The organism is Hymenobacter nitidus (genome assembly GCF_020447315.1).
GTDB lineage: Bacteria > Bacteroidota > Bacteroidia > Cytophagales > Hymenobacteraceae > Hymenobacter > Hymenobacter nitidus.
On sequence record NZ_JAJADQ010000002.1, the window covers coordinates 316,801 to 335,769 of the forward strand.

18 protein-coding genes are annotated in these 18,969 nt (G+C 61.8%); 3 read left to right on the forward strand and 15 right to left on the reverse strand.

Features of this window, described 5'->3' with window-relative positions:
• Window positions 1–80: 80 nt before the first annotated feature.
• The 3 genes from LGH70_RS04720 to LGH70_RS23520 form a co-directional block, all read right to left on the reverse strand.
• Window positions 81–641, reverse strand: a complete 561-nt coding sequence (locus LGH70_RS04720) for a hypothetical protein (RefSeq protein ID WP_226183184.1) — start codon at window positions 639–641, stop codon at window positions 81–83.
• A 96-nt stretch (window positions 642–737) separates the two neighbouring features.
• Window positions 738–1,367: a BamJ family beta-barrel-assembly machinery protein gene (gene bamJ, locus LGH70_RS04725; RefSeq protein ID WP_226183186.1), complete on the reverse strand. Its 630-nt coding sequence runs from the start codon at window positions 1,365–1,367 to the stop codon at window positions 738–740.
• A gap of 255 nt (window positions 1,368–1,622) precedes the next feature.
• Window positions 1,623–1,757 (reverse strand): hypothetical protein, encoded by a 135-nt coding sequence (locus LGH70_RS23520; RefSeq protein WP_262905229.1) that lies wholly within the window; start codon window positions 1,755–1,757, stop codon window positions 1,623–1,625.
• 275 nt (window positions 1,758–2,032) lie between these two features.
• Here LGH70_RS23520 and LGH70_RS04730 point away from each other — a divergent pair, with 275 nt between their 5' ends.
• Window positions 2,033–2,443 carry a hypothetical protein gene (locus tag LGH70_RS04730; protein WP_226183188.1) on the forward strand — a complete coding sequence of 137 codons (411 nt, stop codon included), beginning with the start codon at window positions 2,033–2,035 and terminating at the stop codon, window positions 2,441–2,443.
• Window positions 2,444–2,622: 179 nt separating this feature from the next.
• Here LGH70_RS04730 and LGH70_RS04735 read toward each other — a convergent pair whose 3' ends face one another.
• The 6 genes from LGH70_RS04735 to LGH70_RS04760 all read right to left on the reverse strand — a co-directional run bounded on the left by LGH70_RS04735 (window position 2,623) and on the right by LGH70_RS04760 (window position 7,586).
• Window positions 2,623–3,108 carry a hypothetical protein gene (locus LGH70_RS04735; RefSeq protein ID WP_226183190.1) on the reverse strand — a complete coding sequence of 162 codons (486 nt, stop codon included), beginning with the start codon at window positions 3,106–3,108 and terminating at the stop codon, window positions 2,623–2,625.
• A gap of 95 nt (window positions 3,109–3,203) precedes the next feature.
• Window positions 3,204–4,025 (reverse strand): polysaccharide deacetylase family protein, encoded by an 822-nt coding sequence (locus LGH70_RS04740; RefSeq protein ID WP_226183191.1) that lies wholly within the window; start codon window positions 4,023–4,025, stop codon window positions 3,204–3,206.
• A gap of 52 nt (window positions 4,026–4,077) precedes the next feature.
• Window positions 4,078–5,169: an OmpA family protein gene (locus tag LGH70_RS04745; RefSeq protein ID WP_226183193.1), complete on the reverse strand. Its 1,092-nt coding sequence runs from the start codon at window positions 5,167–5,169 to the stop codon at window positions 4,078–4,080.
• A gap of 53 nt (window positions 5,170–5,222) precedes the next feature.
• Window positions 5,223–5,675 (reverse strand): DinB family protein, encoded by a 453-nt coding sequence (locus LGH70_RS04750; RefSeq protein ID WP_226183195.1) that lies wholly within the window; start codon window positions 5,673–5,675, stop codon window positions 5,223–5,225.
• Between the two features lie 55 nt (window positions 5,676–5,730).
• Window positions 5,731–6,798, reverse strand: coding sequence for a bifunctional transcriptional activator/DNA repair enzyme AdaA (locus LGH70_RS04755; protein ID WP_226183197.1), 1,068 nt, complete (start codon window positions 6,796–6,798; stop codon window positions 5,731–5,733).
• 8 nt (window positions 6,799–6,806) lie between these two features.
• Window positions 6,807–7,586 (reverse strand): isocitrate lyase/PEP mutase family protein, encoded by a 780-nt coding sequence (locus LGH70_RS04760; protein WP_226183199.1) that lies wholly within the window; start codon window positions 7,584–7,586, stop codon window positions 6,807–6,809.
• 322 nt (window positions 7,587–7,908) lie between these two features.
• Between LGH70_RS04760 and LGH70_RS04765 the strand changes: the two genes are divergently transcribed.
• Complete coding sequence (locus tag LGH70_RS04765) at window positions 7,909–8,835, forward strand: DUF389 domain-containing protein (RefSeq protein ID WP_226183201.1); 927 nt, start codon at window positions 7,909–7,911, stop codon at window positions 8,833–8,835.
• Window positions 8,836–8,924: 89 nt separating this feature from the next.
• Here the strand turns inward: LGH70_RS04765 and LGH70_RS04770 are convergent, their stop codons facing one another.
• The 3 genes from LGH70_RS04770 to LGH70_RS04780 all read right to left on the reverse strand — a co-directional run bounded on the left by LGH70_RS04770 (window position 8,925) and on the right by LGH70_RS04780 (window position 12,778).
• Window positions 8,925–9,863: a hypothetical protein gene (locus LGH70_RS04770; RefSeq protein ID WP_226183203.1), complete on the reverse strand. Its 939-nt coding sequence runs from the start codon at window positions 9,861–9,863 to the stop codon at window positions 8,925–8,927.
• Window positions 9,864–10,092: 229 nt separating this feature from the next.
• Complete coding sequence (locus tag LGH70_RS04775) at window positions 10,093–10,902, reverse strand: HEAT repeat domain-containing protein (protein WP_226183205.1); 810 nt, start codon at window positions 10,900–10,902, stop codon at window positions 10,093–10,095.
• 46 nt (window positions 10,903–10,948) lie between these two features.
• Window positions 10,949–12,778 carry a peptidoglycan D,D-transpeptidase FtsI family protein gene (locus LGH70_RS04780; RefSeq protein ID WP_226183207.1) on the reverse strand — a complete coding sequence of 610 codons (1,830 nt, stop codon included), beginning with the start codon at window positions 12,776–12,778 and terminating at the stop codon, window positions 10,949–10,951.
• Window positions 12,779–13,325: 547 nt separating this feature from the next.
• On the opposite strand from LGH70_RS04780, the gene LGH70_RS04785 reads away from it, so the two are divergent.
• Window positions 13,326–14,006: a hypothetical protein gene (locus LGH70_RS04785; protein WP_226183209.1), complete on the forward strand. Its 681-nt coding sequence runs from the start codon at window positions 13,326–13,328 to the stop codon at window positions 14,004–14,006.
• 191 nt (window positions 14,007–14,197) lie between these two features.
• On the opposite strand, the gene LGH70_RS04790 is transcribed toward LGH70_RS04785, so the two are convergent.
• The 3 genes from LGH70_RS04790 to LGH70_RS04800 form a co-directional block, all read right to left on the reverse strand.
• Window positions 14,198–14,755 carry a transposase gene (locus LGH70_RS04790; protein ID WP_226183211.1) on the reverse strand — a complete coding sequence of 186 codons (558 nt, stop codon included), beginning with the start codon at window positions 14,753–14,755 and terminating at the stop codon, window positions 14,198–14,200.
• A 170-nt stretch (window positions 14,756–14,925) separates the two neighbouring features.
• The gene (locus tag LGH70_RS04795) at window positions 14,926–15,330 is read right to left on the reverse strand and encodes a hypothetical protein (RefSeq protein ID WP_226183214.1); all 405 of its coding nucleotides are present in this window, start codon (window positions 15,328–15,330) and stop codon (window positions 14,926–14,928) included.
• A 108-nt stretch (window positions 15,331–15,438) separates the two neighbouring features.
• Window positions 15,439–18,903 carry a methylmalonyl-CoA mutase family protein gene (locus LGH70_RS04800; RefSeq protein ID WP_226183216.1) on the reverse strand — a complete coding sequence of 1,155 codons (3,465 nt, stop codon included), beginning with the start codon at window positions 18,901–18,903 and terminating at the stop codon, window positions 15,439–15,441.
• Between the last annotated feature and the right edge of the window lie 66 nt (window positions 18,904–18,969).

Here is an 18,969-nt window from a genome sequence, read left to right on the forward strand (position 1 = left end):
AAAAGCGGGCAAAGGTAGGGCAAACCGGCTAAACCAAGCAGTGAAGCCGGCACCGGCATTATTGCCCCGAAATCAACTACTTAAGATGGGGTAGAAAGCTCATCCGAATCTGCGGCTTGGTCGGCTTCGGCCTGGGCAGCCTCAATTTCGGCCTGCAGAATAGCGGCGGCGGCCTGCGCCGCCTCATCGTGGCGCTGGCGGATGCGCCGATTGGTTTCAGCGGCCAGCTTCAGCCACTGCTCCGACGCCCCAGGAAAGGAGTAATACACGGCCTCGCGGCCCAGCCGGTGCAGGCGCAGTCGGTTAGAGCCCCGGTTGCCGTAAGCCAGCAGCAGGGCACCCGTGGCCATGCCGAACATGGCGGGCATGGTGCGCACCCAGTTTTGCAGAAAGGCCAGCGTGAAACCGGCCAGCACCAGGCCGCCCAGCATAAACCAGAGCAGCCAGCGCACCGGCTGCACGTCGACACCCTCCAGCTCCAGCAGGCCGTAGCGCTGCCCGTTTACTGTGAGGCTGTCGGCTGTCAGCTCCAGGCGGCCATTCTCGCTGCGCAACGTGGGCGGCGGTGGGGGCAAGGAAACCGGGGCCGGCTCAGGCGGCAGGGGTAGAGGTTCAGCCGGGAGTTGTTCGTTGCTGGGCATAGGAGCCAGTGGGGAAGCACTCCGGGGTCCGGCCGTGCTGGTGCTCACCCAGCGGGGCTGGGTGGCACGAGCAGGACCAGACGCCGAGGGCGCGCTTCAGTTGTTTACCTTGAGCAGCTCCACGTCGAAAATCAGGGCCGAGTCGGGGCCGATGTCGCGGCCGGCACCGCGCTTGCCGTAGGCCATATCGGAGGGAATATAGAGGCGCCACTTCGAGCCTTCGGGCATCAGCTGCAGAGCTTCTGTCCAGCCGGCAATAACCTGGTTGACGCCAAACGTGGCGGGCTGGCCGCGCTGGTAGCTGCTGTCGAATACGGTACCGTTGAGCAGTGTGCCGTGGTAGTGGGTGGTGACGGAGCTGCTGGGGCCGGGCTTCTTGCCGCTGCCTTCGGTCAGGACTTCGTACTGCAGGCCGCTGGGCAGGGTCACGATGCCGGGCTTATTCTTGTTTTCGGCTAGGAAGTCTTCGCCGGCTTGCTTGTTGTTGCTCATATCAGATGAATCTTGGTGGTCTTCTTCTTCGGGGCCGCCCATCTGGGCCTGCAGCTGCTCCATGGCACTGCGCATCTGTTCCTGCGAAAGGCGGCTGGGTTCTCCGGCCAGGCCTTCCTTAAGGCTGGCGGCCAGCACGTCGATGTCGAGCTGCAGGCCCTGCTGGGCGAAGTTGCGGGCCAAATCGCGCCCGATGATGTAGCTGATTTGCTCCTGGAGGCTGTTAAGGTTCATAAACCAGTGCGTGTTACAGGTTCCCGGGGAGCCGTGCGCAACGCCGGCCCCGCAGGGAGGAGGGTGGAAAGGATACCGGCCGCCCCGCACGGGCCGCCGAACTGTGAAGTACCGAAAACCGGCCCGAATGGATGTGGTTTTTTTATTTCTTTCCCGATAACCCCCTGATTCTGACGGTGGGATTCTTTGAGGCTCTAAAACAACAAAGCCCCGCCGGGGCGGAGCTTCGTCGTAAAATTAGGCCAAGCGGCAGGCTTAGCAGTAGTAGCACTGGTCTTCGCCCCGCAGGTCAAAATGCAGGTTGAGGTTTTTCAGTTGAGCAGTCAGGTAGCCCAGGGACCCGAGGCCACTGAGCAACAGCAGGGACGAAAGGGCGGTGGTCTTTTTCATGGCAAAAAATGTATGTAGAAGCAATTCAGCTTGTTGGATGCAAAGATAATACGTGTCGGTTAAAGAATTGTTATGCAAGCATAACTAATTTGTTGCCTCATCAGCTTCACCTTCCCTAGTGCCAGTGGCCGGGGCCATGTGCCGGCAGCGCGGCCAAAAGCCGGCGGCGTAAAGCCAAGGCGGAAAGGCGACGCTGCTTTCGGGGCCGGGCCTGCCGGTTTATTCCGTAGCTAGCGCCGTTCTTATCCGTTCATTTTTGCCCACCTAGCTGCTGCATGAAATACTTTTTTACCCTGGTCCTGTTTCTCGCCGTCTCCTCCGCCCAGGCGCAGGTGCATCTGATTATGGAGGGCATCAACGCCGCCCGGCTGGCGTCGCGGGTTGCGGCCCAGCAGAAGGCTGCTAAAGCGGCCGATACCACCACGGCCGCTACTCCGGCAGCGGCTGGCACGCCCGGGCACTACGTAACGCCCTTCACCTACCACGGCCAGCAGGTGTCGCGGCAGCGCACGGCTCCTAAAAAGCTGAAAGGCAAAGGCGCTGCCGAAATTCAGGCCCTGGAAGCATCTCTGGAAAAAAGCAACAAGTCGCTGCTGGCCGATTCGGTGCAGTCCTTTTTCCCGGCTGCCAAATACGAAGCCGTGGTAGAAGCTGCCTGCCAAGCCGCCGCGGCGCGTCCGGGCTGAGATGATTCGCCCTACCAGCAGGAGCTGGCGTTTTATCAGCAGGAGAAGGCCCGGCGGCAGAAGCCGGCGCCGCCCGCTCCCGCTCAGTAAGTACCGGCCCCAACTAGTTCACACGAAACGGCCCGCCTCCAGATGGATGGGGCGGGCCGTTTCGTGTGAACTAGTTGGGGCCGGCAGCCTTATTGCTTAAGAACCAGCTCGGCTTTCTTAATCTGTAGGGTGGGGTTGCTGGCCGCTACCAGCCGGGCTTTAAAGGTGTATTTCGCCGTTTCGGGAATCGATACTTCCCCGTTTTTGCCCGAGAAGCTCCACGACGTCTTGCCATTAATAGACGTTTTGACCTCGGCCACGCTGACGTTCTTCTCCGTGGGGTCTATTTCGAGCTGCCGGAACTGGGCGCCGTTCTTAAGGATGAGCACCTGAAAGCGGACCGGCGCCTCGCCCTCGTATTCCATGTCCATATCTGACCATAAAGCCACAGATTCGTCTTTTTGCAGCTGCAGCGTGGTTTCCCGGAGCACTTCATGGCCCTCGGTGCTGATGGCGTTGACCGGCAGCCGGGATATTTCCCTCCCAAACAAGGTGTCGCAGGCGCCAACCGGTAGGGTGAGCAGCAAGGACCAGAGCAGGCTACGGACATTAAGCATGGGGGAGTTGGGCTTCATGCAGGCGGTGAACACTGGAAAGAAAAGAGTTGGATTCGGTAGCCAGTAGAGTAGTTGCCGGCGGTTTTAAGCGGACTACTTAAGCATGGCGGCACCTACTTGCGGGGCGCGGCGGCCGGCGGGCTGCTGCGGATTTTTTCGGCTACCTCCACCATCGGGGCCACCCAGATTTCCTTTTCGTGGGCTTTGAGGTAGCGCAGCAGCTGGCGGTGGGCTTTCAGGTCCACATTCAGCGAGTGGCCGCCGCCCACGCCGTGAAACAGAAACACCAGCAGCGTGTGCGACTCCTGGGCCTGCTTCACCAGATTGATCAGGTAGTCGCCGGACTGGCCGTTGATCATGTAGCTGTTGATGTTGGTCAGGTCGACCTGGGTGGCGGTTTGCAGGCCGCTGGTCACGCCGCGGGCCGCCACGAAGTCGGGCCGGAGCTGGTCGTAGAACTTCACCCCGCCGATGGTCAGGTCGCCGCAGGGGTAGGCGAAGGTGCGCGCCGTTTTGCCGTCAATAGCGTTGAGCAGCACGTTGTTGGCCCGAACTTCGCTCACGGCCCGGCTCACGGTATATTTGCTCAGGTCGTTGTCGGGCGTCACGAAGCCGCGGCCGGGCAGGCTCCCGTCGCAGGGGTGCATCAGGGCGTGGTTGCCGAGCTCGTGGCCGCGCTGGGCCGCCCGGCGCCACTCGGGCAGGCGCTTGGCCACCACCGCCGACGAGCCAATGAGGTAGAACGTGCCACGCAGCTTCACCGAGTCGAGGGCCGGAATGGCCTGGTCCAGGTCCGCGTCGATGGCGTCGTCGTAGGTGAGTACCACCGCGCACTGCTTGTTGTTCCAGGTAGCGGCAGTGGTTTGGGCGTGGCTGGCGGTGCCGACGGCTAGGAGCAGCGCGACGCTCAGAACCGGAAAGCTGATAGTGGGCATGGAATAGGGTGGATAAGAATCCTTAAAAAAAGCCGGGTGCAAGCTACTGAATCTACGGTAGGGCCTCTACTTCCACGCGCCGGTTGCGGGCATCGGGGGAGGGAAACAGCGGGCGGGTGTCGCCGTGGCCGGTGGTGCTGAGGCGCTCGGCTGCCACCCCGGCTTTCACTAGGTAGCTTTTCACGGCCTCGGCCCGCTGCTCCGACAATACCAGGTTTTTCTGCGGCTCGCCAATTTTGTCGGTGTGGCCGGCAATGCGCAGGCGCAGCTCGGGCCGGGCCTGCAGCTCGGTGGCCAGCTGGCGCAGGGCCGGCACTCCCTCGGGCAGCAGCTCGGCCGTGCCCAGGCGAAACAGAACCGTGGGCAGCACCACCGGCGTGGCCGTAATGAGCGGGGCCGTACTGATGGGCGGCGCGGCAGAAACGGGCGGGGCCACTTCGAGCTGGGCGGTGGCAGGCTCAAGGGGTGCTACCGGGGCTGGCCGGGTTTCGGGCGCGGTGCCGCTCACCTGGATGGTGATGGGTACCACCGGACTCTGGCGGGTGGGGTAATAGCCCTGGGCGAGGTAGAAGGTGGTGGTTTTGCTCAGGCGGGTGCGGTAGGTGTTGCCCGTCGTGACGGGCTGCTTCAGCTCGGCATCGGCGTACCAGAGCACGTTGCGGCCCGTAACGCGAATGGTGGTTTCGGCCCCGGCCGCTACCGTCGGGGCCGACTTCAGCCTGACCCGGTAAAAAGTAAAGGTACCCGCGTCGCAGTCACCCACGGGCTGGTAGGCGGCGCGGCCGGTGAGCTTTTCCTGACTGGGGTCGTAGGTGAGGCTGATAGCGCCCTCGCACCAGTAAGTGAAGGGCGAGCGGCCGGTTTCGTTGAGCTTGCGCACGTGTTCCAGGCGCAGGGCGTTGGCTTGGGGCGTGCCCAGCACCTGAAACGTAACCGAGGTTGAGGGCTGCCCGCCCACTTCCTGGTAGAGCACGCCAAACAGGCCGGCGCCCTTGCCTTTCTGCAGCCGGAGCACGGCCGGCCAGCTGGCGCCCGGCTCCCCGGTGTCGGTTTCTACTCCCTGCCAAGTGCCCGTCAGGGATTGGGCGTGCCCGGAGCCTGCCAGCAGCAGAGCCACGAGGCCAAACCAAATGCGGCGTTTCATCCCGCTAAGTAAGCCGGGTTAGGCCATGAACCCAATAGCAGCGCTCCGCTGCTTCAGACCCGGGTGTCGAGCAGGCGCCGATGGTAGTTGATCTGGCCCAGATGATAGGTAAGATGCGTGGCCAGGTGCATCAGAAAGTACCCGGTAGTCATGGGCGCTTCGAATACCAGCTGCGGATACTCCTGGGTCAGGGCCGTGGCGGGCAGCCCTTGCAAAGCCTGGTCGACGCGCCGGGCTGTGTCCGTGACTTTCTCCAGCAACTCCTGGCGGGGAACGTGCTGTAGCGCGAATTCCTGCTCCCGGTTGCGCGTGTAGGCCTCACCGCCCAGTTCGGCCCCGATGTAGGTGTTCAGGTTGCCCACCAGGTGCAGGCACAGGTTGCCGGCCGGGTTGGCAATGCCGGCGTCGGTTCGCCAGAGGTTGCGCTCATCCTGGTACTGCCCGATTTCGTGGTGGAGGCGGTTCAGGTCGCGGGCAAATAGCTGGCGCAGGGTTTCGATCAGCATAAACAGAACTTGGGGAGTGAAAGAAGGAACAGCAAAAATAGCTGCCGCTTCGACGCTATGGTGCCTGCTCATTGGGGGCCGGCGGCTGCTCCAGCTCCAGCAGCCACTGCTTGCGCCACAGGCCGCCGGCGTAGCCCGTGAGCTGCCCCCCGGCCCCGACCACGCGGTGGCAGGGCACCAGAATGGCGACGCGGTTCATGCCGTTGGCGGCGGCCACGGCCCGCACGGCGCTGGGGCGGCCCACGGCCACGGCCTGCTGCCCATACGAGCGGGTGGTGCCGTAGTCAATCCGGGTCAGCTCTTGCCACACGGCCTGCTGAAACGCGGTGCCGGGCGTGTGCAGCGGCACTGAAAACTGCCGGCGCCGACCCGCGAAATACTCGGCCAGCTCGGCCCGCAGCTGGGCAAAGTGTGGGTTCTCGCTCTGCACGATGGTGGCATTGAGGCGGCGGGCCAGGTCCTTGAGCTCGGTTTCCAGCATACGTCGGTCAGTGAATTCCAGCAGGCAGATGCCCTGCCTGGTAGCGCAGGCCAGCATGGTGCCCAGGGGCGTTTCGAGGCGGGTCAGGTTGATGACCTGCTGCTGCCGGCTCCGGGTGGGGGCCACGCCAAAGACGGCCTTAAACGAATCCTGAAAGCCACTCAGCGACTCGTAGCCGCTGTCGAAGGCGGCCGCCGTTACGGTTGCACCGCTCTGCAGCTTCTTAAACGCCCTGTTGATGCGGTTGAGCCGTTGGTAGGCCTGAAAGGTGAGGCCGTGCTGGCGCCGAAACCAGCGGCGCACCGTGGCCGGCTCCAGGCCCCGCTGGCGCAGGTCATAGTCGGTTATCCGGGCCGTGGGCTGCCGGCTTAGCTGGTCCAGCAGCTCCCGGATAAATACCGGGGCAGCATCCCGCGCGGCCAGGGGCTCACAGACTTTGCAGGCCCGGTAGCCGCGCAGCAGAGCTTCTTTGGTGGTGGCAAAAAACTCGACGTTCTGGGGCTTGGGCTTGCGGGCCGGGCAGGTGGGCCGGCAGAAGATGCCGGTTGTCTTCACGGCCGCCACAAAGCGGCCTTCATAGGCGGCGTCTTTGGCCAGTAGGGCCCGGTAGCATTCGGCGGCAGAGGGGGCAGACAGTTCCATGGGGCGCATCAGGCAAATAAGGACGTGAAGGCTTGGTCGTGCTGAATCTGGTGGCCCAGCTGCTGTTGCCGGACCGTCAGGGCCTCAAACAGGAAGCTGCCCATGCTAATGCGCCGCACGCCGGCCGCGGCCAGTGCCCCAAAACCAGGCAGCGCGGGCAGGGCCATTACATTCACCGGGAGCCGGGTAGCCCGGCAAAGGTCGTGGGTTTCGGTGAGGTCCGTCAGGCCGGGCACAAAAAGTCCGTCGGCCCCGGCCGCTTCGTAGTGGCACAGGCGCTGGCACGTGGCCGTCAGCGGGGCGGCCTGCCCCAGCAGGTAGGTGTCGGTGCGCACGTTCAGGAACACGTCGAGCTGCTGCTCGGCCAGCAGCGCCCGGATGGTGCGCAGCGTGGCGGCAAACTCCTCTGGTGGCAGCTGCCGGCGCTGCCCCTGCTCACTCACGGAGTCTTCCAGATTGATGCCCGCCACGCCCAGGGCCCCCAACTCGGCTATATGCCGGGCAATCTGGGCCGGGTTGCGGCTGTAGCCGCCTTCCAGATCCACGGACACGGGCAGGGTGGTGCTGGCGCAGATGCGGCCCACGATGTAGCGCAGCTCGGCAAAGGGCAGCTGCTCCCCGTCGGCGTAGCCTAGCATGCCAGCTATGGCCGCGCTGGAAGTGCCCACGGCCCCGAAGCCCTGGGCCTGGCTAACGGCCGCGCTGCGGGCATCCCAGATGGTGGGCAGCAGCAGGGGCGCGGGCTGGTAATGAAGCTGCCGGAAGCGGTGAAAGACGGTAGTGCTCATCGTTTTTTGCGCAAAGGAAGCCCGGCCGCCAAGCTGGTGCAACCGCTAAATGAACAGGCATTTTTTTAGTCTGTCGGCCGAGAATTTCCGGCTATTCATTCGTGTGTCTACACAGATTAGTTGGCACAAAAGACGCCTTGTGGCTGAACCAGCTGCTGTTCGGGAGCTGGAAGGGGGCTAGTTCCGAATCAGTTACGGGCCGCCACACTATAACTTCGGGGCCGGGGGAGCGTAGGAAGCTGGACGGCCACCAGTCTGGGAGCATGGCTGCGGCCTTGAGCACAGGAGCGGGGCTGGTATGTTTCGCCCTTTGCTTTTGCGCATGCACCGTAGCTTTTCCATTGTCGTTCCCCCAGTCCATACCGCGGCGCTTTGCCAGGAGCTTGCCGCGCAGGAAGAGGTAGTATCCGTAGCCCTGCACCGCGGGGCCTCGCAAAAGCCGCCTGGCGACGTGCTGACCGTGCAGGTCCTCAACCGGGGTGCCGACGAGGTGCTGCGGCGGCTGCGGGCCCTGGTGCCGGAGCAGGATATTTCGGTGGCTACCTCGGAGTTGACCAGCCTGGTGATTCCGGCCCAGGAGAAGCTCATCGTCGGCGACAAGGATGAGGCCATCTGGGAGGAAATGGAAAGCGGCCTGCGCTACCAGTCCCGCCTTACCCCCAACTACCTCTACCTGATGTTTCTGGCCGGCCTGATCTGCGCGGTAGGGCTGGTGTCGGAGCCGGTGCCGCAGGCTGTGGCCTTCACGGCCGCCGCCGTGGTGGCGCCCGGCTTCGACCCCATTGCCAAGCTGCCGCTGGGAATCATTCTGCGGCGCTGGCCGGTGATATGGTACGGGCTGCTGTCCACGGTGGTGGGCTACACGGTGCTGGTGGCAGCGGCCTGGGCCACCATGCTGCTGCTGCTGTGGCTGGGCGAAAGCTCGGCCGCCGAGCTGGCCCGCAACCCCGAGGTGCAAAGCCTGATGAAGCCCAGTGCCAAGGCGCTGCTCGTGTCCGGGGCCGGGGCGCTGGCCGGTGTCATTATGCTGGCCGCGTTTCGGCGCAGCTTTATGGCGGGTCCTCTCATTGCCCAGGCCATTATTCCCGCCGCCGCCCTGATTGGGGCCGGGCTGGCCACCAGCCAGAACTCCCTGACCTGGGCCGCCGCCCAGCGCTTCGGGCTCGACTGGGTTGGTATCGTGGCCTGCGGCCTGCTCATTTTCGGCCTAAAGCAGCTCTTCGTGCACAAGCGCCGCACGCTACTTTAAAGCGGCAAGGCACTACGAGCTCGGCATGCAAACGGCCCGCTGCTAGCTGGTAGCAGCGGGCCGTTTGGTGACTAGCCGGCGCGGGGGGCTTACTCGTCGGTGCCGGACTGGCGGGGGCCGCCGCCCATCATCAGGGCCAGCATCTGCATGCCGACCTGCATTTCATCTTTGGCGTAGTCCAGGATGGGGGCTACGGTTTTGATTTTCAGTTCCTGGTCCGTTACCGTGCGGGGCTGCACGCTGGCAAACTCATACACCATGCGCTGCTTGCGCTCCTTGTCGAAGTAGACGATCAGGCGGGTGATGCCGTGGGCCTGGGCCACGTACACGGGGTGGGCAAAGTTCAGGCTCTGCGGAATCTGGGCCGAGGTCCACACGTCCAGGGCCACGGGCTTGGTGGGCAGCTGGCCGGGTTCGTTGGTAGTGGTTTCGGCCGCGCCGGGCTTGAGGGTATAGGTGGTTTTCTGGCTGGGGTAGCCGGCCACCACTGCCGTTTCGGTGGTGGTCTTGGAGGTGTAGTCCACGGCCGTTACCACAATGCTCTGCCAGGTTTTCTTCACCGTGGCCGCGTCGTAGGTGTAGTTCACGGTTTGCGGCGACGACTGCGACGACATCAGCAGCAGGCCTTTGCTGGTGGCGTGGTTGAAGTAGTTTTCCAGGTGGTAGGTCAGGGCATCGGTGGTGGCGCGGGCTTCCTGGCCCCGGCAGTAGAGCGTGCCCTTGCGCGGCAGCATCATGGCCCCGATAGTCATGGCCGGGCTGAGCTTGGCGGCTTCGGCCTGAAACTGCTGCTGCTCGGCCGGGGTGAGGCTGCTGGCCAGCTGCTGCATCTGGGCCTGCACGTTGCCCTTGGCCGGGTCAATTTTGCTCAGCATTTTGTCGTAGGGGTTGCCGGGCAACGATACGCGGGTGGTGATGACGCCCTGGGTGAAGTTGGCCACCGGGGCCGTAGCAGGAGCCGAAGCAGAGCCGGCCGCTACCAGCAGGGCTGTGAACGGCAGCAGGGACCAGGCAAACAGAGGTTTCATACGCATAAGTAGAAAGAAATAGGGGAAGAAAGGAGCGTTTACCCTGCGGTGGAGGACACAGGGTGTATCGTGGCAAATCTATATAGATAAACAATAAGAGCGTCGGCTGTAGACTACCAACGAAAACGCCGCCCGGATTTTTCCGAGCGGCGTGAGAAGCTTTCACCGTGAGGTCTAGCACAATCTGCGTCAAACTTGCGCCAGTTTGGGGCTCATGCACAATGCGTTATTACCAAAACCTAAAGCTGAAGCCGAGCTCTTTTATAGCTTGGCGGGCTGCTTCGCCTAACGTTATGGCCGCCTGGCTGCTGAGCATGCCTTCGGTATCGTAGGTAGCGGGAATAGTAGTATTCGGCAGCAGCGCTTCCAGCTGTGGTCGCGCTTCCTTCGCTTTTAATTTTCCTAGGGCTCGAATAGCATCATACTGTAGCATGGACTCCGGGCTGTCCAACTTGGCAAGTAGCGGCTTGATGGCGGATTGCACCCTGAATTCAATGAATATGCTGGTCGCATTCGAGGAAATAGAGTGGTGGCTGCTCGTCAAATAGAGCGCAATTACTTCTTCTGTCAATTCGAGCAGACGGTTATTACGGATAGTCTGCAAGGCATAAATTCTGAGCGGCAAGTCATTCATCTGCAAGGCTTGGCGCACCAGGGCTGCGGTTGCCGGTAGCTTTCTTTTGCCTATTTCCCACAAGGCAGTTCTTTTGAGTTCTATATCTCCTCCGTTGAAGCTGGTTATAAGCTCATCATCAGTGAGAACCGGTCGGGGCTTTTGGGTCCGCAACTGCTGGAGGCGCAACTCAATGGCATGCGTCAGGAAAACGTCTTTATCAATGTTTGACCTTGGATATGTTTGTCCCTGATGAATGAATGACGCCCTGAAATAGCCCGTCTTCGCCATTTCTACGGCCCATCCCGCCTCATCCAGTGGTAAGTTGAATTCTTTTGACAGCAGACGAAGAATCCCATCTTCTTCCTGGCCTTGGTTGAGTTCAGTAAAGATAAAGTTGACTATTTCCTTCGGGCTGGAGCTCATTTGCCGCGTCGTTGAAACTGAAAGATGTATGTGGTGTGCGGGCGGCCTAATACCCGTTTTTCGCCCGGTTTTGAATGCGCTTTTCCCAGCGTTTGCGCTTGGGGGCAATGTAGCCGCGCAGGTGCTTTTCCATCACCATCACGGCGCAGGGTGCGGCGGCGGTAGCCCCGAAGCCCGCGTTTTCGAGGTACACGGCCACGGCTATTTTGGGGTTGTCGGCCGGGGCGAAGCCGACGAAGGCCGCATGATCGTCGCCCTCGTCGTTTTCCACGGTGCCAGTTTTGCCCGCGACGGTGATGCCCACGTCGGCCAGGCTGGAGGCGTCGGCAGTGCCGCCGCGCTGCATGACGGCTACCATGCCGGGTATCAGAGCAGCGAAATGGGTGCTGTCGATGAGGGTGCGGTGCTTCTGGCTGAAGCGCGCCAGCGGGCCGTTCTGACCAATACCGCGCACCAGGTGGGGGGCGTAGTACCAGCCGCGGTTAGCAACAATGGCGGCCATATTCGCCATTTGCAGGCCCGTCAGGTTGATTTCGCCCTGCCCAATGCTTAGCGAGTAGATGGAGCGGTAGGTCCAGTTGCGGGTGCGGCGGGCTTTGTCGTAGTAAGCCGGGGTGGGCAGAAAGCCGGGTGCTTCCCGGGGCAAATCCACGCCCAGCGCCGAGTCGAGGCCGAAGGAGCGGGCGTAGCGCCGCCACTGGGCCAGATTGGCATGGCGGGCCGCGACGGTGTCGGCCACCAGGCTGTCGGGTACCTGGTTGATGACGTTCTGCATCACCTGGTAGAAGTAGGGGTTGCAGCTGTACTTCAGGCCCGCGGTCAGGCTCTTGGCCGGCTTGTGGTAGTGCACGCAGCTCACCAGCGACTGGTCGCAGTGGAAGCCGGTGGCGGGGGTAATGGCCTGCATTTGCAGGGCAATGGCGGCATTCACCAGCTTAAACACCGAGCCGGGCGGGTTGGCCAGCATGGCGGGCCGGTTGAGCAGGGGCATGTTCTCGTGCTCCAGCAGCTCGGCCCGCACCCCGGCCTGGTCGGGGGCGGTAAGGGTGGCGACGGGGTACACCGGGGCCGACACGTAAGCCAGAATTTCGCCGGTGCGCGGGTCGAGGGCCACGAGGTAGCCGCGGCGGTTGCCCATCAGCTTCTCGGCGTAGGCCTGCAGCTTAGCGTCGATGGTTAGGTGCAGGTCCTGGCCCTGCTGGAAGGTGGTATCCTTGGCCCAGGTGCCGTGCTGCTGGCCTTTCTTATCCAGAAGCGGGTGCAGGTAGCCGTGGCGGCCCGTGAGCAGGCCGTTGTAGTAGGCCTCCACGCCGCCGTTGCGCAGGCGGTAAAAGCGGCCGCGCCGGTAGCGCTGGGCCTGGCGGAAGAAGGGTTGGGCCTCGGCACTCCGGTAGCCCAGTACGGCGGCTCCGGCGGGCGTAGTGTAGGTGCGGGCCTCCCGCTGCACCAGCGTGAGGCGGGGCACGGTGGCGCTGCTGTCGCGGCGGATGCGCTCGGCTTCTTTTTTAGTCAGGCGCAGCTGGACGGGGTAGCCGGGGCGGGCCCCGGGGTACGGCAGGGCCTCGGCAATGCGGCGGCGTACGGTGGTCGAGTCCCAGCCCAGCAGCAGGCCCAGGGCCAGGGTATCGAGCGGGGGGCGCGTGGGCAGCTTGAGCAAGTATTGCAGGCGGGTGGCGACCAGCACCGAGTCGTTGCGGTCGAGGATGCGGCCCCGGTAGAGGGTGTCGGCAATGACCACGCGGCGCGGGGTATACACTTCGCCGGTGGTGGGGTCTTTGGTGGGGGCGCCGGTGGGGGAGTCGGGGGTGGAGCAGGCGGCCAGGGCGGCCAGCAGGGCCAGCAGACCGTTTTTCCACCTAGTGTAAGCAATGCGCATGGGGTAAAGCTAGACAATTGTCGGGCTTCGGGGCGGGGCTTTTCGCTGAACGGGGCGGTTTTGGCGGTTTGGCGGGGAGCTAAGCCGTGCGCCTTACCTTGCGGACGGGCGCCTCACCCCCCCGGCCCCCTCTCCCGAGGAGAGGGGCAGCCACGGCGAGGTGGGACGCTCACGGTAGGTTAGTAAGGCATGTATGCTATGGGGTAAGGGTGTTTTGCCTTGGGTGAATCGTGTTTTCGATAAGGGAAGGAGAGTCTTAGGTCGGGTAAATAGTGTTTTGCACTAGTTAAGCAGTGTTTTCGATTGGGGCAGAGGTGTTTTGCCTTCGGCAACTAGTGTTTCGTGTTTGGAAACTGGTGTATTGCGGAAGGGAGAGGGTGTTTTCGGTTAAGGAAGGAGCGTTTTGCCTTCGGCAAATAGGATTTTCAGAGCAGCAAGGCAGGTAGGGGGTGGGGTTGGTATTGTTGAGCAAGTCGGCTACTTTGTAGCTGGTGAGCAGGCGCTTACCACGCCGGGCAGAGCGGTTCTGCCAGTTATAAGCAGTCATATGAAGAAGTTTAAAGAAGATCAGTTAGTAATGTGTGGGCAAGTGGTGGATTTTGTGACGAAGAATAAAGAGGCCATAGCGGCCAGTGAGGCGGCTGAGCAGCAGGCCCAGGAGTTAGCCAGCACATACGCCCTGGTGGCGCAGGCCCAAGGCAGCGCCGTCAAGCGCACCAAAACCCTTGCGCAGGACGCCCAAACGGCTAAAAAGACGCTGCTGGAGCTGCTGCCGGCGCTGCTGGGGCCGCTGGAGCGGATTGCCACCCGCCTCGGCGACAACGACCTGCTGGCCTCGGTGACGCTGAGCAGCAAGCAGCTGCGGAAGCTGCGGCCCCTGGCGTTTGGGGCGGTGGTGCAGTCGGTGCTGGATAGCGCGGCCCGCCCCGCGGTGGTGCCGGAGCTGGGCAAGCAGGGCCTGAAGCCGGCGACCTTGCAGCCCCTGCGCGACGCACTGGCAGCCTTTCAAACGGCTCAGCCGGCTACGCGCAAGACCATCAACGAGCGGGTGGTGGCCGGGGCCGCGCTGGAAGATTTGCTGGACGAGCTGATGGGGGAGGTGCGGCAGCTGGATTCGGACATGAAAGCCTTCAAGCTATTGAACCGGGAGCTGTATGAGGGGTACGCGCAGGCGCGCAAGCTGGTGACGACGGGTGGAACTAGTGAGAAGGTGGCGAGGCCGGTGTAGGCGGAATTGAAGGGCAATGCAAGAACGGCCCGCTTCTGATATGGAGCGGGCCGTTCTTGCGTTTGGCAGATGTAGAGACGCATACTTGCGTCTTAATCGTTGTTTATTCCGCATTATACCCACGCGTTATCGTTCAACGGGGAGACGCAAGTATGCGTCTCTACATTGTTCGGGTGTTGTTGTTCCAAAACCTAGCGGAACAGGCCTTCTTCGGCAGTTTGCTCGTGCTGCCAGCGGGTGGGGTTGGTGAGGATGTAGTGGCGGATTTTGTCTAGCTCCTCGGGGCTGCGCACAACCCGGTCGTGGTAGCGGGGCTGCCAGGTGAGGGGCAGGTTGGCGCGGCGGGCCTGGGCGGTGGTGCCGGCTTTGAAGCCGCGCAGGATGGCCGCCAGATTGTCGCGCTGGGGCGTGAAGCGGTTTTCGTAGTGCAGGGGCGGGGTGGGTTCGGTGGGTTTATCGAACAGCAGCAGGCCGTGCAGGTGGTCGGGCATAAGGATAAAAGCATCCAGCAGCACGAAGGGGAAGCGGGTCGGTATATGCTGCCAGGCGGCGGTAACCAGAGTGGCTACGGGCGTAGGGTGCAGGGCGGCTCGGTCCCAGTCGTGGTCGGGCACGAGGATGTCGCCGAAGTAGCGGGTGCGGTGCTGGGTGCAGATGGTGACGAAGTAGGCCCCGTTCTGCCCGTAGTCGTAGCCCCGCAGCCGGGTCGAGGCCACGCGGTATTTGTCATGGTATAATTCGGTAGCCATATATTATATAGAACGATGTAGAGACGCATACTTGCGTCTCGGCGTTGAACGAGGACGCCGGGGTATAATTCAAGGTAAATAACGTCAGCAACGATTGAGACGCAAATATGCGTCTCTACATCCGGTAGTGCCGTGCAGTAAAAAGCAGCCCGAATGGCCCAGACTAGATTTTATTTCGGTCTAAGTAGACCTTTGAATACTTTGAATATTGTAAATAAGATGACTGCATTTACTATCAAAAGTATTGCTAACGGTTTACGTTTATCTAAGCACTCTATCAGCACATCAGTCGGAAAGTATTCTGAGAATCGAACATCGATATTCTTTTGCTTAGCTGCTGTTTCATATTCGGTACTGTTTTCCCATTGTCTAGAAAAATAATATGTATTGTCGTTGTAAGTATTATTGTATTCAAATTCTATATGGTTCTTATCTAGGGTTATAACCTTAGCTTGTACTGTAGTACTCTCGATCCACAATGCAAGGTTTGGCAAGGTTTGGTATATCATGAACAAGGCAGCTACTGTAAAAATTACTGCTCCAGCCCAGGAAGGAGAGTTATTATTGTTGCTCATGGATTAGTGAGGAATATAAAATTCAGAGTTTGCGTTGCTGCAACTCTAATAAAAGAGGGCGCTACTTCTTTGGAGTAGCGCCCTTTTAATTCAGTCCGAAAAGCCGAGTTACATATTCCTTCTATACTGCCCGCCAACTTCAAACAGCGCATTCGTAATCTGTCCCAGGGAGCAGAACTTCACCGTTTCCATCAACTCGGCGAAGAGGTTGCCGTTGGCAATGGCGACTTGCTGGAGCTGCTTGAGGCGGCTGGCGGTCTGGTCGGCGTTGCGGGTGTGCAGGATGTTGAGCATCTCGATCTGATACTGTTTTTCCTCGTCGGTGGCCCGGATAACCTCGGCAGGCACCACTGTGGGCGAGCCTTTGGAGGAGAGGAAGGTGTTCACGCCGATGATGGGATACTCGCCTGTGTGCTTGAGCATCTCGTAGTGCATGCTTTCCTCCTGAATCTTGCCGCGCTGGTACATGGTTTCCATGGCGCCCAGCACGCCGCCCCGCTCGGTGATGCGGTCAAACTCCATGAGCACGGCCTCTTCCACCAGGTCGGTGAGCTCCTCGATGATGAAGGAGCCTTGCAGCGGGTTTTCGTTTTTGGCCAAGCCCAGCTCCCGGTTGATGATGAGCTGAATGGCCATGGCCCGGCGCACCGATTCCTCGGTGGGGGTGGTAATGGCCTCGTCGTAGGCGTTGGTGTGCAACGAGTTGCAGTTGTCGTAGATGGCGTAGAGGGCCTGCAGGGTGGTGCGGATATCGTTGAAGTCGATTTCCTGGGCGTGCAGGCTCCGGCCGCTGGTCTGGATGTGGTACTTGAGCATCTGGCTCCGGGCGTCGGCGCCGTACTTGAGCTTCATGGCCTTGGCCCAGATGCGGCGCGCCACGCGGCCAATGACGGCGTACTCGGGGTCGATGCCGTTGGAGAAGAAGAACGAGAGGTTGGGGGCGAAGTCGTTCACGCTCATGCCCCGGCTCACGTAGTACTCCACGAAGGTGAAGCCGTTACTCAGCGTGAGGGCCAGCTGGGTGAGGGGGTTGGCGCCGGCTTCGGCAATGTGGTAACCGGAAATGGACACCGAGTAGAAGTTGCGGACCTTCTCCTTGATGAAGTACTCCTGCACGTCGCCCATCAGGCGCAGGGCAAACTCGGTGGAGAAGATGCAGGTGTTCTGGGCCTGGTCTTCCTTCAGGATGTCGGCCTGCACGGTGCCGCGCACCTGCGAGAGGGTGCGGGTTTTGATGGTATGGTAGACGTCGGCCGGCAGCACCTGGTCGCCGGTCACGCCGAGCAGCATGAGGCCCAGGCCGTCGTTGCCCTGGGGCAGCTCGCCCTGGTAGCGGGGACGGTTGAGGCCCTTGTCGGCGTAGATCTGGTTGATTTTGGTATCTACTTCCGCTTCCAGGCCCTGCTCTTTAATGTATAGCTCACACTGCTGGTCGATGGCGGCGTTCATGAAGAAGGCGGCCAGGGTAGCCGCGGGGCCGTTGATGGTCATCGACACCGAGGTGCTGGGGTTGGCCAGGTTGAAGCCCGAGTAGAGCTTCTTGGCGTCGTCGAGGCAGCAGATGCTGACGCCGGCGTTGCCGATTTTGCCGTAGATGTCGGGCCGGTGGTCGGGGTCCTCGCCGTAGAGCGTCACCGAGTCGAAGGCCGTGGACAGGCGCTTGGCGGGCAGGCCCATGCTCACGTAGTGGAAGCGGCGATTGGTGCGCTCGGGGCCGCCTTCGCCGGCAAACATGCGGGTGGGGTCTTCGCCCTCGCGCTTGAAGGGAAACACGCCGGCGGTGTAGGGGAATTCGCCGGGCACGTTTTCCTGGAGCTGCCAGCGCAAGAGGTCACCCCAGGCCGAGTAGCGCGGCAGGCTGACTTTGGGAATCTGCTGGTTGGAGAGGCTGGTGGTGTGGGTCTGGATGCGGATTTCCTTGTCGCGCACCTTGAAGACGAACTCCGGGGCCTTGTAGGCGGCTACTTTTTGCGGCCAGGTTTCCAGGAGTTTCCAGTTCTGGCCGTCCAGCCGGAGTTTGACCTCCTCGAAGGTCCTCTCCAGGCCGGCCACGAGGCTTCCGGCATCGGGTCCACTGCCGCTGTTCCCGGCGCCAGGTCCGCCAGCGGGGTTTCCGACACTTTGGACGGCTCCGATGGCTTGTCGGATGCCGTAGAGCTGCTGAGCGGCGTCAGCTTGTTTAAGAACCCACTGGTCATATTGGCGGTTGGTTTCGGCGATTTCAGACAAGTACCGCGTGCGGTGCGGCGGAATGATATAGATTTTCTCGGAGTCTTCCTTGGTCGTGGCCAATTGGGAAGCGAAGGGTACACCGGTTTTAGCTTCGACCATGCTCAGAATGGCCCGGTAGAGGCGGTTCATGCCCGGGTCGTTGAACTGCGAGGCGATGGTGCCGAAGACGGGCATCTCGTCCAGGGGCTTGTCCCAGTGGCCGTGGTTGCGCTGGTACTGCTTGCGCACGTCGCGCAGGGCGTCGAGGGCGCCGCGCTTATCGAACTTGTTGAGGGCAATGACGTCGGCGAAGTCGAGCATGTCGATTTTCTCCAGCTGGGTGGCCGCCCCGTACTCGGGCGTCATCACGTAGAGGCTGGCGTCGGAGTGCTCGATGATTTCGGTGTCGCTTTGCCCGATGCCGGAGGTTTCGAGGATAATCAGGTCGAACTCGGCGGCGCGCACTACGTCGACGGCGTCCTGCACGTATTTGCTCAGGGCCAGGTTGCTCTGGCGGGTGGCCAGGCTGCGCATATACACCCGGGGCGAGTTGATGGAGTTCATCCGGATCCGGTCGCCGAGCAGGGCCCCGCCGGTCTTGCGCTTGCTGGGGTCGACGGAAATGATGGCAATGGTCTTCTCGGGGAAGTCCATCAGGAAGCGGCGCACCAGCTCATCGACGAGGGAAGATTTACCGGCGCCGCCGGTGCCGGTGATACCTAATATTGGAGTTTGGTTGGTGGTTTTTGGTTTTTTGCTTTCAGTGCCGTTTTCGGCTTGCTGGAAGCTATTAACCAACTGCGCTTTCACCCGCTCGAACTCCTCGGGGAAGTTTTCGGCGGCCGAAATCAGGCGGCCGATGCTGCGGGCGTCTTTCTCTTTGACATGGGAGGCTTCGCCGTTCAGGTTCTGGCCGGTGGGGAAGTCGCAGCGCTGGAGAAGGTCGTTGATCATGCCCTGCAGGCCCATGGCGCGGCCGGCGTCGGGGGAGTAGATCTGCTCGATGCCGTAGGCATGCAGGTCTTCAATTTCGGTGGGCAGGATCACGCCGCCGCCGCCGCCGAAGAGGCGGATGTGGCCCGCGCCGCGCTCCTTGAGCAGGTCGTGCATGTACTTGAAGTACTCGTTGTGGCCGCCCTGGTAGGAGGTAATGGCAATAGCCTGAGCATCTTCCTGGATGGCGCAGTCCACGATTTCCTGCACCGAGCGGTTGTGGCCCAGGTGGATGACTTCGGCGCCACTGCTCTGGATGATGCGGCGCATGATGTTGATGGCCGCGTCGTGGCCGTCGAACAGCGCGGCGGCGGTGACGATGCGGATGTGGTTTTTCGGCTTATAGGGAGCGGCGGGAGCTGCTTGCATAGCGCGGGGGAATGGGGTGGAATTTGGGTGAGCGAAGGTACGAAAAAAGCCCCGGCGGTGGGAGCG